A 13,425-nucleotide genomic window follows, 5' to 3' on the forward strand; every position below is an offset into this window, starting at 1 on the left:
AAAATAGCATTTTGTATACTACTCTTTGAAAGTTAATGAAGAGTGTTATTTTGGGAGAGCACCTTTCACGCACTCTCATTCTTGAATGTTACACAAATAATGTTATCATACATCAAAGCTTGCTTAAGAATCCGCAGGAATCCTGTTAGAATTTATGATGATTATACGCCATCTCAGCGAAAATATTATTAATCAAATTGCCGCCGGGGAAGTTATTGAACGGCCAGCAAATGTCGTTAAAGAACTTGTTGAAAATGCCATTGACGCGGGAGCAACGCGAATCGAAATTGTTACAGCAAACGGAGGAAAAAATTTTATAAAGGTGAGTGATAATGGCTGTGGTATTCCTGCAGATCAGTTAACTTTAGCAGTTTCTCGCCATTGTACTTCAAAAATTACTGATGATGTGCACAATATCTGCTTTCTTGGGTTTCGAGAAGAAGCTCTACCCTCTATTGGTTCTGTTGCTAAACTTAAATTAATCTCACGAACGCAAGATGCTGAGAGTGCTACTGAAATTATTGTTACAGCAGGGAAAGTTTTGGGTCCCAAACCAGCTGCTGCAAATCCTGGAACGATTGTTGAAGTTCGTGACCTTTTCTTCGTCACTCCAGCGCGGCTAAAATTTATGAAAACTGACCGCGCTGAAACGAATGCCATTACCGATATGATTAAACGAATTGCTATCGCATTTCCGCATATCCGTTTTTCTCTTTCAGGTCCAGACAGAACTTCTATAGAGCTTCCTGCTACGCAAAATAACATTGAAGGACAATTGCAACGTATTACACAAGTAATGGGAAAAGAATTTGCTCCCAACTCTATTGCACTGAATGCTGAACGCGAATCAGTCCGTTTAACTGGGTTTGCTTGTTTGCCATCCTTCAACCGTAGTAATAGTCTTCATCAATTTGCTTATGTTAATGGGCGCCCAGTGCGCGATAAATTTCTTTGGGGAGCAGTTCGGGGAGCTTATGCTGATGTGATGACGCGGGATCGTTATCCTGTATCCATTCTTTTTATTGATTTACCACCCGCTGATGTTGACGTTAACGTCCACCCAACAAAAGCGGATGTTCGATTCCGTGATCCAGGATTTATTCGCGGTTTAGTCGTCGGAGCAATTCGTGAAGCATTGCATCAAACGGGTGTTCGGCCTACTTCAACGCGTTCTGAAGCAATGTTGGCTGCATTTCAGACACAACAGCCATTGAAGACTTTTAAAAGCACTCACGCACCTTCTTCTTACAACCCACAGCATCACTCTTTTGCATCTGCATCAATGGTACATAAGCCATTGGATATTAACAATTCTTTTAGTTTAAAAGAAGATGTTACTCCTCTTATGGAGGGGATAGATATGCCAAGTGGTGATGCTTACATTCCAAGTGCTGAATTGTCATTAGAAGAACTATCTTATCCGCTAGGAGCAGCTCGAGCACAAATCCATAAAAACTACATTATTGCTCAAACTCAAGAGAGTTTGATCATTGTCGATCAACATGCGGCTCACGAAAGATTGGTTTATGAAGCACTCAAGAATGCACTTTATTCCAAACCGCTTGCTTCACAATTGTTGCTTATCCCTGAAATTGTAGAACTCTCTGAAGAAGAGGCAACATGTCTTTTAACGCACAAAGATGCTTTGCAAAAGTTTGGCTTGGGCATAGAGCCATTTGGACCTGGAGCAATTGTTGTGCGTGAAACACCCTCTATGTTAGGGGAGATAAACGTACAAGCTCTCATTAAGGACCTTGCAGATGAAGCCGCTGAATATGATACGACAGACAATTTAAAAGCAATGCTTGATTATGTTGCAGCAACTATGGCTTGTCATGGTTCAATACGGTCAGGGCGTGTTTTACGCCCCGAAGAAATGAATGCGCTGCTACGACAAATAGAAGCAACCCCTCATACAGGCACATGTAATCACGGTCGTCCTACTTATATTGAACTCAAATTGGCTGATATAGAGAGGCTTTTTGGTAGAAAATAAGTTACCACGCACTATTTTAGGAAGAAAAAGTTAAATTCATTCTCGACTTTATAGGGCATCTTATGGCACTTTTCTTGTGTCATCTCTCATACTAACAAAAAGGGATTATGAAGTATGTTTTCCAATGATGAACGTGAAGCAAAAATCCATTATTCCAATAATGGATATAAAATCATAGAATATGGAACCTATACCCTTTGTGCTGTCAGTGGACAAAAAATCCCGCTAGACGATTTAAAATATTGGAATCATCATCGCCAAGAAGCATATGCGAGTTGTGAAATTTCCTATCATCGTGAACTTGAATGCAATCCGTATCTCAGCCAATTGTTAAAAGCACAGAAAAAATAACCAATTTGAAGGCTATGAATCTCGCCTTTTTTCCAAAATGCAGATTAAAGAGGATTTTTGCCGTTCTCTAAAACGGGTTATGACCTCCTCAAGAATCTTATAGCAAAAATCTTCTTGAGCAAAATTAACTTGAACATCAAATACAATAAGATTTTTTAAATCTTTTTGCACACGGTTTGTTTTTATACGTGCATAATCTTTAGCAGTTGTAGCGAGCCATAAGTTTTGCATTTTAGCTTTTTGTACAAGATTATTTAAATCTGTGTCAGTAAAAAAATAGTGGTCAGGATAAGAGTAAGTTTGCACCACATGACCAGAGAGTTCTTTAATGGATTGAAAAAATTTATAGGGATTGCCAATACCTGCAAATGCCAAGAATGATTTTCCTGCAACCTTATCGGAGGCTAACGATTTAAAATGAGCGTGATGCAAAGGTTTTCCGGTATGCATGAGAGAAAAAGCCATTTTATCACACGCATCCAAATGACCAATCAGCAAAATACTATCTGTTAAAGAAAGCTGCGTTTTTAGTGGTACACGCAAAGGCCCTGCTGGAAAAACAGCTCCATTACCAAAACCACGCATTGCATCAACAACGAGCAACGCATAATCCATATAAAGACGGCGGCTTTGAAAGCCATCATCCATTAAAATAAGAGTACATCCTTCTTTCTTGAGCCGTTGAGCTGCCGCATAACGATCGGTTGATATGGCAACAAAAGCATGCCGTACGAGTAAAAGCGCTTCATCTCCAACATCGCGTGCATTATCATATTTCTCATTTACAAGATGTACTCCCTTGAATGCTCCGCCGTAGCCACGTGATACGACACCAGGCACGAAACCAAGCTCTTTAGCGGCTTTTGCAAAAGCAATGACAACAGGGGTTTTACCGGTACCACCACATGTAAAATTGCCAATACATAAAACTGGAAGATCGATGATAGGGGGCACTTTTGCCATACGGCGGTTTGAAAAATAACCATATATCCAAGAAACCGGAGTTAATAAAAAACGTAAAAAACTTCTCTCTTTCCACCAAAAATGAGGTGTACTAATATGCATACTGACTCCGATGTTGGCTTAAACCTGTTTGTATCACGAGAGGTTGCAAAAATGGCTCAAGAAGCTTTAATGTGCGCTCGAATGCACCTGCCATGCCGGTTGCTACGTCATAGGCTTTATCAACCATTTCTTGTCGCAATGCTTCGTTTGTTAAAAGCCTATACACTTGTATAGCAAGTTGTTTTGCATCTTGAACCATATATGCTGCATCACGGGTTACAAATTTGTCAAACATTTCTTGAAAATTTGAAACATGAGGTCCGGTTAAAATGGCGGATCGAAGCAAAGCTAACTCCAATGGATTGTGTCCACCATCTCCACATAATGACTTCCCAATGAAAGAAACTTTTGATAAGCGAAGAAAAAGACCCATTTCTCCAATTGTATCGCCCCACAAAATGTCTGTATTTGCATTTGGAACAGCATTGTTACTTCTACGGATAAAGCACAAACTCTTTTTGTCGCATTTTCTTATAAGGTCTTCTAAACGTTCAGGATGGCGAGGCACAATGATTGTTAATAAATCTGGCAAATAATTTTTGAGAATTTTATGAACTTCAAAAGCAATTTCTTCTTCCCCTTCATGGGTTGAAACAGCTGCCCAAACTGGGCGATTGCCAATAGCACTACGATAATATGCAAGCAAATCTTGATCTTCAATCGGCAAAACATCAGCCTTGAGATTGCCAGAAAGCGCAACAGATTTTACCCCAAGGGCGTTGTAATAAGCTACATCTTTTTCATTTTGTCCAATAGCCAAGTCAATATGCTTAAAGATATGTCTGGCAAGAACACGCCGTTTTTGCCAAGCTTTAAAAGAACGTTCAGACATATGAGCATTAACAAGAATTTGTGGTATGTGCATTTTTGCAAGTTCTTTAATACGGAGAGGCCAAATCTCTGATTCACAAATCAATGCTAAATCAGGTTTCCAATGACTGATAAAACGATGCACAGCCAAATCTAAATCCAACGGAGCATATTGATGAATGAGCCGGTTACCAAACTGCTTTTTTACAAGAGAAGAGGATGTTACAGTGCAGGTTGTTAATAATATATTGATTTTTAATGACAAAATATAATTAATAAGTGGAACAAGAGCAAGTGTTTCTCCAACACTTGCCGCATGCAACCAAATTAATGGGCTTTGAGGACGGACTTTATGGCTTTTACCCAAACGCTCTTTTTGGCGCCCCCATTCTTCTTTTCCACGAACCGCACGAAGAAACAAATAGAAAGGTATAATGGGACGTAAACAAAAACCAATCATCCGATAGATTAAAAGAGCTGCACATGCCTTTATTTCCATCATTAAAACCACCTCATTCACCTGTTTTAAGACGTCTGTAAGCTTTTTCTATTAAACGATTCATCCATCCTTGTTCATTGCATCAATTTTTTATAGCGAGGAGCAAGATATTCTTCGCATTTTAAGCAATAAAAAACGCTTTATTCATGAGAATGCTTTGGAAAACGATATCACAATTTATCCTATATTTTTTCAAGAATTTTCTCCCATGACAATATATGTACATAAAGTATGAGATAGTACAGGTAAATAATTTGGCTAATAAAATAATCCCTTTTCTAATTTTATGCGCTTTATATCCACAATTATAGTGTTTTTTATCAGATTTAAGAGAATTTTGAGCATAAACATTCTCATAGAAACTTATGAATATAAGGTGTTTTACTTTTTCTTCTTAGCTTATAAACAAATTTAAACGCTCATTTTTTTGAAATGCCACATTCTAATATTATGTTTAAAAGATTTATTTTTTCAGCATTTGCATAATGAGGAAAGTAACAATGTAAAATTCAAGTTTTATTATGCATCATCCATTTCATTATCAAGAAGGTGATGCAAGTCTACGATGTAATAACGTTGTAATGCATTATCTACACTGCTTTGTGCTTTCGCTTGCCATGCTTCCTGAGCTGATTGATAATCTGGAAAAATACCAACTACATCTAAATCATCAAGATTCTTAAATTGATTACTTTTAAGATTTTTCAATTCCCCACCAAATACAAGATGCAAAAATTGTTTTTTTTCATTGGCTTCAGTCATGGTGCCTCCATATCGTTAAGAAATTTTAGCGCATTTTTTATGTGATTAAACTAACTTTGCTTGACGAACAACATCTATCATATTTTGACAGCAATTATTTTTACCCGCAATTAAAAGTCCATATTGATAAGGTTCAATTCCGTAAGATATAAAAGGTGCATCAAGCGATAAAAAACATCCTCCACATTCTTGTAGAATAAGATCAGCTGCGGCGATATCCCATGCATGACAGTTCGGACGAACCAATACAATATCAATCTCATTTTGGGCAACAAGGACAATACGATATGCAAGAGAGGGAATATAGCGATAAAAACTGATTTGATTGAGAAAATTATCTGGCAATTTTTGAGCGAGCGATTTATCAAGTGAAACTTTATATTTGCTCTTAATCTGAGATGCCAAAAGAGGAAGTTTTCTGCCATTGAATGTAGCCCCTCCACCAATAATAGCGGCATAAACATCGCCCTGAGCTGGACATTGTACAACACCCACGATAGGGCGCCCATTCTCAATAATAGCTATTGAAATACACCAATAGGTGTTGCCAGAAAGAAAACCACGCGTTCCATCGATAGGATCAACCACAAAGTAGCGCTCATAGCTTTGTTGTTTCCGATGATCTTTAGTTTCTTCTGAAATCCATCCATAATTTGGGCGTGCCCCAAGAAGTTTTTCTTTCAAAAAGTGATCAACTGCAAAATCGGCCTCACTAACTGGTGAATTTCCATCTTTTATCCAAACGTCTAACGTGCATCCAAAATACTTCATTGCTAAATCTCCTGCTTGTCGACCAATATCAAGCAAGAGGTTTAAATCAGAAGAATGATGCGTGTTATTTTCCTGCAAGTGTTATTCCTTCAATTAATAATGTTGGTGCTGCTGTACTATAACGCCGATCTATATCGTTCGCAGGTGTTAAATGTGCTAACATATGGAGTAAATCAGAACCTAGTGTTACTTCGCTTACTGGATAAGCAATTTCGCCATTTTCAATCCAAAAACCAGAAGCACCACGACTGTACTGTCCTGTAACGAAATCAATGCCATGCCCAAATAATTCTGTAACATAGAATCCAGTACGCAAATTTTTTATCATATCATGAGGCGAAATTAAACTCGGTTCAATAGCAAAATTGGTACTTGCTGGTTGAACCAATGATGCTGAACGTACACCATGACCATTGGTTTCAAGCCCCAATTCACGCGCTGAAGATGATGAAAGAAGCCAGTTTTTTAAAATACCATTTTCAATAATATTCAATGTTTGCCCCTCTACTCCTTCTCCATCAAAAGGACGAGAAGCATTTCCACGCAATCGCAAAGGTTGATCTGTCACATAAACATCTGATTTCATCACTGCTTTTCCTAAGAAATTTTGTAAAAGGCTCGTTTTACGAGCTACAGATGCTCCATTCACCATACATGCGATATGCCCAGCAATTCCGCGAGCCGTACGTGGATCAAAAATAACATCCACAACCTTTGTGGTAGCACGAACCGCTCCCAAACGCCGAACTGCTCTCATTCCTGCATTTTTTCCCACAATTTCTGCTGCTTCCAAATCAGCAAAATGGAGGGCAGTTGTATAATCATAATCCCTCTCCATTGCTGTACCCTCACCAGCTACAGCACTACAAGAACGTGAAAAATAACTGGAATGATAAGCCCCACAAAAACCATCGCTTGTTACAAGAACAAACCCACTCCGGCCATAAGCTGTTGTAGCTCCACCAGAATTGCTTACTCCTTTAACATCGAGGGCTGCTGCCTCCGTTTTTAAAGCATCTTCTGTTAAAAAATGGCTATGTGGAATAAAATCATCAAAAAGATCAAGATCTTTAGGGTGTGTAACCAAATAGTCTTTATTTGCCAAACCTTCAAATAAACTGTCAGGAGAAGCTTTTGCCATTGCAACAACACGCTCTGCTAGTTCTTGCGGATAAGCCGTTAAATTAGCAGAAACACTTGCTACTTTTTTGCCCACAAAAACCCTCAATGTAAAATCATTGCTTTCTGAAGCTTCTGTCGATTCGACTTTTCCACAACGAACTGATACACCGGTAGAATGTGTACGGACAATAACAGCATCAGCAGCATCTGCTCCAGAACGTCTCGCAGCTTCAACCAACGAAGCAGCTTTATCAATCTGGTTTTTGTCGGTCATTATAGACTCCCTTAAATATTTATTATTTATATAGATAAGCAATTTGGCGAATTCATATAAAATGTAATTTTGTATGCTTATCAATATAAATACTCGCATACACACGTTCTTTTAATAAATCGAACGATTTTTTTCAGCTTCTTTCAAAAAAAAGCAAGTAAGATCTCTTTGGCTTCAGCTGTTCTAATTTGCTCACTGTCATCAGTAAGTCAAATCCATATTTATATAAAACCAATGGAAAATTGTGCGCTGACACTTAATTTTAAACTCAAAAACTGCAAAACGGACTAGACCACATACATTTGAGTCTTAAACTAAAGCTGCGATTATCTTTTCTCATGCGTGATAATTGATTAGCTACTTTGTCCATTAAAGAGGAAAATCCTGATCAACTTCTTCTATATTTATTTCTCAGATTCAGTTTGGAAATTAAGAGTATTCAATATAATTAATTTGGAAAAATAGCATTTCATAGTCTTTTTAATAAGCACAAAGATATTTGCCAGTCATGAGATATCTCTGTGTCTAAAAAAACAATCATTTTTTGAATAGATGCACTTAAAGAGAGTTAGAGTATTTTTATGGAGTCAATATTGCACTTATTTATCACGTGGTATCTTTCAAGGTATACTTTCAAAGGAGTCATAAAAGAAGAAATTATTTGATTTTATAAGTTTTTTTATAGAACAACAATTAACAGGTGCAACTTTCCTATTTTTAGCTAAAAAAATGCTGAAGCTTTTGTATGATAAAATAGAATTAAGTTATCTTATAAGAACTTTATTATAGAATTGATCCTTTGATGTCCTTATTAGGTTTAAATAAATAATGACCATATACCTCATGGGCAATTGGTTAGTTAAACATGCATGGTTCAAAGACTCAACTTTAATGTGGGCTAAACTTCTGCGTCATCTTTTTTTGACGAATTCAATTTTCTTAAATGAGTAAGCGTAGCTATAGAAAAGATTTATCACCATTAAGAGCACGACGGCTCATTTCGATCATTGCATCACGAAGGTGTAATTTAATCTTTGATCCAATAAGCACTCCAAATAAAGGAGAAAATAAGCCAGACATAGTTACTGTATGGCGAATTTTATTTTTTGAAGAATCAGATTTTGTTGAGCTAATATATTCATGATCAAAAATTATGCGTGTGAAAGGAAGTTTAGCATAATTAGAAAAACAAACATTTTTTATAACTTTATCAAGTGTAAAGGTTACTTTCGGTCCTTTTTTAGGTTTCATTTGTCCTACAGCTCCTGTTTTGAAAGCACTAGGAAGCTCTACCCATTCAAGTTCGTGATCCCAACAAGGCCATGTTGCTACGTCTTGCCACATAGCCCAAATTTGTTCAGCACTTGCTTGTGTGTTAATCTCTTCGCTATGTGTCCATTTAAACATGAGAGTCCCCTGTTTCATAAAAAAATCCGTTTAATAGATAGGCTATATAGGATTCAAGCCAAAAGAAATTCTTAAACTTAAGACATTCATTTCTATCTCATCCCAGTTTCAAACAGCAGTGTCATGACAAATAATGCGTTGGTACCAATCTCTTTAGACTATGCTTTAATTAAAAGAAGCCATTCAGTCTCTAAAAGAGGTCTTCTTTACAATACTTGAAATAACAAAAATAGATGAATAATTAGCCATCATGGATTCCCATGGCTTTGCGAATTCGGGTTGCATCATAAGCTGTAATTTCGAAAAAACCTCGCCTTGCTAACATCCCCCAACGAGGATTGGATAGAAATTCTAGACCTTGAATTTCTTTTAAAACAACAGGTTTTGCTTGTTTATTAAAGAGAACGTCTTTTCGAAAAGGTGTAAAATCAGGAGTTTGCTCTACTTGATAAATGTTGTTGTCTTTAAACACACACTGAAACTCTATAGTTTGAAGAATTTTTCCAGTGCTCATTTCACTCCGTGGACAGTAAATGAAGACTTCATCTCCCTTAGATGTTTTTTGAAGTGGACCAGCCTTACCGTGACAGACTTGAAGGAAACCTAATTTGGCTGCAAGGCGAGCGTGATCTCGGGAAATTATAGCTATCCAATGTTTCATTTTATATTCATTCTTTCGCAAAGTAAGCAATATTTTCTACACGAAGTGAAATATCTCTTTTAAAGTCATAACAGAGAGGGATTTTTCACACCGTTTAAGGTATAGATGCAACCTGAATAAATTAAATCTGTAAATTTCTTATAAGCGGTTAATAATATTGGATAGAGAAAAAAATATAATGCTTGTTGTGAAATGCAATTTTGCAATGAAGATTACATAAATAATTATTGAATTAGAAGCAGAATTCAGGATTATTAAAATCTCTCAAATGAATTACTTAGCAGTGCCTTTTTAAAAAGGGATATATTCCATTGTTGCTAATCTTCTAGCTCATACTATACCTTTAAAGCATGAAGACATAGCAAAGTACGATACGCGAATTAAAAATAACGAGGAAATGTTTTATTTGGTGTGCAAGCCTTTGATGAAAAGATAAGTTTTTTTACGATTCTTTCTATAGCTTGCTGTTCATGAACAAGACACAGCTTACATATACAGTTAAGTTAATGGTATTTAGCATTAAAATTGTATATAGTTTAAATGGTATTGCTAACAGCTTTGTATGACATACAATAAGATTCAATTGTGCATTGTAAAGATAGATGAACGGGTAAGTTAAAAATAATTAGAACAGACTCTTATTTGTGTTTTATTTTAAAAAGTTAAGTGGTGCCGCATGCCGGATTTGAACCAGCGACCCCATCATTACGAATGATGTGCTCTACCAACTGAGCTAATGCGGCCTAGGTTTGTATATAACGAGACAACAGTCAGTTTGAGGGTAATAGCCAAAAGTACATACAAAAGCAAGTATGCATTTTTTTCAATACTTTATAACATGCTGTAATTATTGAGGGAGGAGGAGGGAAATGCAAGGGCTTGAGAGCAGAACAATATTTTTGATCTTGATGCTGTAAAATGCTTTCCAATTTAAGATTACATTTAAACTTAGAAGTTGGTATGAAAGCGCATCTTTGGAGTGGAAAAAATGATGGCAAAATATCCTCGTAAAGATATTTTCTGCTTCTTCTATGCAGAGGAAAGATATTGAGTAAACGGCTAGAGGAATAAAAGGTATCCTCCACCTTTATAATGTGAAGATAAGATCAGTGGAGTGAGTAGAAAAAGGACTTCTCATTCTTATAAAAATGAGAATAAAAAGAGGGCTTAATAAATTAAATACGTTTTTCTATTTAAGACGGAGTAAGAAACATGTCGGACGAAAATAGGCTAATAGAATTAGAAACGAAGCTAGCTTATCAGGAAAAGCTTATTGACGAGCTTTCTTGCGTGGTAACTGATCAATGGAAAAGTTTGAATGAGATATCTAAAAAAATTAATGTTTTAATGAGGAAATTTTCGGATTTAGAAGAACGGAGAGTTTTCGAAGATACTATTCCTCCATCTTCTCATCGATAGAGATATTAGATACTTTTTGTAGATTGCAAATTTTCTCGGTAATTGTTTCTGGATTTTTTTTATGATAACCATAGTCGTTTACCGCTCAGTTTTTTATTTTAACGCGTTCTGTTAGACGTGTAGAATAGATTTTATAAGATTTGGAACTTTCCTTTATTATTTAAGAAATTGTTCATCTTATTACAGAAGTCATTCCCGTATGTGATTCATGGTGCTGAAAAACAGAATAAACTTTTAGAGAGGGAAATTAGCAATCATATAACTATTGCCTTCCTGTACAGATTTTCTTTATAGGTGGAATGAGAGGGGTAAATTTAGTAGATTTCTTTTATATATGTTTTTTTGTGAAAAGGCTTTTGTTTCTCGTGATTTAAGATACAACATACTATTGCTAACGCACCAAGAATAGACCATGCTGGTAAACAAGTAAAAGCAATACAGATTGAGGATAGGAAAGCTGGTATGATGTTACGTATAGACTGGTTAAGCCCATAGATATCTGTTTGTAGAAGGTTTGCTAGCATTTTATTCAAGGGGGTTATCGTCAAATATGACGTGCTTACAGAGTATGCGCTGTCAATGACCAATACTATAATTGTTAGTGTAACAAAAATGAAAGTCATTAATTTGAGTAAAAGACGGAGCATATTTTCTTCCTGTAATTTTAGCGCATCATTCGCATAATGCATAGAAAAACAAGGAGTTGCATTATGACAAGGAAATAAGTTTACGTTCTTTTTGTATTTTTTTGAAAAAGATGCATAAAAGCTATGTTTATGTTACTTCGATAAAAATTTAGGTTGAATACAACAAAAGTAATGAGGAATGATGTTTGAGGAAAAACATAATGAATTGAAGCGTAATCTTCAAAATCGTCACGTTCAAATGATTGCTTTAGGAGGAGTTATTGGAACGGGTCTTTTCTATGGATCAACAGAATCTATAAAATTGGCTGGTCCTTCAACCATTCTTGCTTATCTTTTTGGGGGACTGATTATCTATTTCATTATGCGAATGCTTGGTGAGATGTCGGTAGAAGAACCAACATCGGGTGCTTTTAGTTTCTTTGCCTATAAATATTGGGGGAGTTTAGCTGGTTTCATAACGGGTTGGAATTATTGGTTTCTTTATATTCTCGTTAGTATGACCGAACTTACAGTTATAGGATTTTATCTAGATCATTGGATTTTTATTGATCATTGGAAGTCATCGTTCATCATTCTTTTGCTGGTGACATTAATCAATTTGTTGAATGTTCGTTTTTATGGTGAATTTGAATTTTTCTTGGCTTTAATTAAAGTCGCTGCTGTTGTTGGTATGATTATTTTTGGATTGTTTCTCATTTTCACTGGAATAGATGGGAATCAAGTGGGCATCCACCATCTTTGGGCTCATGGCGGTTTTTTCCCTTATGGTGCAATAGGAGTTGTTTTGGCTACGTGTGTGGTGATGTTTTCATTTGGAGGAACAGAACTGATTGGTATTGCTGCTGGGGAAGTATCAAATCCACAAAAAACAATACCAATCGCTATTCGTAAAGTTATGTGGAGGATTGTAATTTTTTATATTGGCTCTATTAGTGTTATTATGACGATAAGCCCGTGGAATATGATCGGGCAAAAAGGTAGCCCTTTTGTTACAATCTTTGAAACCATAGGAATTCCAGCTGCTGCTCATATTTTGAATTTTGTGGTCATTATGGCTGCCATTTCAGTTTACAATAGTGGTATTTATTCCAATGGTCGTATGCTTTACAGTTTAGCTATACAAAAAAATGCTCCACATATTTTTAGTAAACTGAGTGCTGCTCGTGTTCCTTATGTGGCTATCCTGTTTTCATCGTTTTGTACTGCGATAATTATTGTCGTTAATGCTCTTATTCCTGATAATAGTTTTATGCGGATCATGGCTCTTGCAACAGCAGCAGCGGTTATTACTTGGGCTATTATTGTTATTGTTCATTTAAAATTTCGAAAAGCACATAAAAACAGAAAAGAGGACTTTATTTATGCGTTTGGTTTATATCCTTACGCTAACTATCTTTGCCTTTGTTTTCTTGCTTTGTTATTTTGCATAATGTTTGTAAGTGGCTTTGGAAAAAATGGGTTAATGACTCGACTTTTTGATATGATAGGAATAGAGATGCCCTTTCTTGGAACATATATTCCTGCGCAGATGCCTGACATGAGTTTGGCAGTTATTATTATTCCTATATGGTGCTTGTTTTTACTCTTAGGCTATAAACTTAAGCGATAGCAGTAGAAAAGGTAATAAAAGGGATTGATTGG

At 36.2% G+C, this 13,425-nt stretch carries 12 protein-coding genes and 1 tRNA gene; 4 read left to right on the top strand and 9 right to left on the bottom strand.

All coding sequences use genetic code 11. The features are described 5' to 3' along the window. The first annotated feature begins 157 nt into the window (after positions 1-157). Positions 158-1,996 (top strand): DNA mismatch repair endonuclease MutL, encoded by a 1,839-nt coding sequence (mutL, locus tag ME1_RS05520; protein ID WP_035011740.1) that lies wholly within the window; start codon positions 158-160, stop codon positions 1,994-1,996. Positions 1,997-2,110: 114 nt separating this feature from the next. Continuing rightward, positions 2,111-2,347, top strand: a complete 237-nt coding sequence (locus ME1_RS05525) for a DUF2093 domain-containing protein (RefSeq protein WP_004864403.1) — start codon at positions 2,111-2,113, stop codon at positions 2,345-2,347. Between the two features lie 12 nt (positions 2,348-2,359). Here the strand turns inward: ME1_RS05525 and lpxK are convergent, their stop codons facing one another. From lpxK to ME1_RS05565, 8 genes are all read right to left on the bottom strand, one after another. Next, positions 2,360-3,412: a tetraacyldisaccharide 4'-kinase gene (gene lpxK / locus ME1_RS05530; protein ID WP_004864405.1), complete on the bottom strand. Its 1,053-nt coding sequence runs from the start codon at positions 3,410-3,412 to the stop codon at positions 2,360-2,362. Next, positions 3,402-4,724 (bottom strand): lipid IV(A) 3-deoxy-D-manno-octulosonic acid transferase, encoded by a 1,323-nt coding sequence (gene waaA / locus ME1_RS05535; RefSeq protein ID WP_004864406.1) that lies wholly within the window; start codon positions 4,722-4,724, stop codon positions 3,402-3,404. The genes lpxK and waaA overlap by 11 nt, the downstream gene beginning before the upstream one ends. 516 nt (positions 4,725-5,240) lie before the next feature. Next, positions 5,241-5,483, bottom strand: a complete 243-nt coding sequence (locus ME1_RS05540; RefSeq protein WP_004864408.1) for a DUF4170 domain-containing protein — start codon at positions 5,481-5,483, stop codon at positions 5,241-5,243. 45 nt (positions 5,484-5,528) lie between these two features. Further along, on the bottom strand, positions 5,529-6,332 hold the full coding sequence (locus ME1_RS05545) for a 3'(2'),5'-bisphosphate nucleotidase CysQ (protein WP_004864411.1): 804 nt from the start codon (positions 6,330-6,332) through the stop codon (positions 5,529-5,531). Further along, positions 6,319-7,650 (bottom strand): TldD/PmbA family protein, encoded by a 1,332-nt coding sequence (locus ME1_RS05550; protein WP_004864413.1) that lies wholly within the window; start codon positions 7,648-7,650, stop codon positions 6,319-6,321. The genes ME1_RS05545 and ME1_RS05550 overlap by 14 nt, the downstream gene beginning before the upstream one ends. 957 nt (positions 7,651-8,607) lie before the next feature. After that, positions 8,608-9,057, bottom strand: a complete 450-nt coding sequence (locus tag ME1_RS05555) for an SRPBCC family protein (protein ID WP_035011742.1) — start codon at positions 9,055-9,057, stop codon at positions 8,608-8,610. Positions 9,058-9,298: 241 nt separating this feature from the next. Next, positions 9,299-9,718, bottom strand: coding sequence for an EVE domain-containing protein (locus ME1_RS05560; protein WP_004864417.1), 420 nt, complete (start codon positions 9,716-9,718; stop codon positions 9,299-9,301). A 667-nt stretch (positions 9,719-10,385) separates the two neighbouring features. Continuing rightward, positions 10,386-10,461: transfer RNA gene (locus ME1_RS05565), tRNA-Thr, on the bottom strand. A 469-nt stretch (positions 10,462-10,930) separates the two neighbouring features. Between ME1_RS05565 and ME1_RS05570 the strand changes: the two genes are divergently transcribed. Further along, the gene (locus ME1_RS05570) at positions 10,931-11,137 is read left to right on the top strand and encodes a SlyX family protein (protein ID WP_004864419.1); all 207 of its coding nucleotides are present in this window, start codon (positions 10,931-10,933) and stop codon (positions 11,135-11,137) included. A gap of 314 nt (positions 11,138-11,451) precedes the next feature. Here the strand turns inward: ME1_RS05570 and ME1_RS08285 are convergent, their stop codons facing one another. After that, the gene (locus tag ME1_RS08285) at positions 11,452-11,784 is read right to left on the bottom strand and encodes a hypothetical protein (RefSeq protein ID WP_004864421.1); all 333 of its coding nucleotides are present in this window, start codon (positions 11,782-11,784) and stop codon (positions 11,452-11,454) included. 178 nt (positions 11,785-11,962) lie between these two features. Here ME1_RS08285 and ME1_RS05580 point away from each other — a divergent pair, with 178 nt between their 5' ends. Further along, the gene (locus tag ME1_RS05580; protein WP_155815147.1) at positions 11,963-13,393 is read left to right on the top strand and encodes an amino acid permease; all 1,431 of its coding nucleotides are present in this window, start codon (positions 11,963-11,965) and stop codon (positions 13,391-13,393) included. The last annotated feature ends 32 nt before the right edge of the window (positions 13,394-13,425 follow it).

The sequence above is a fragment of the Bartonella vinsonii subsp. arupensis OK-94-513 genome (assembly GCF_000278235.1).
In the GTDB taxonomy this organism is placed as follows: Bacteria; Pseudomonadota; Alphaproteobacteria; order Rhizobiales; family Rhizobiaceae; genus Bartonella; species Bartonella arupensis.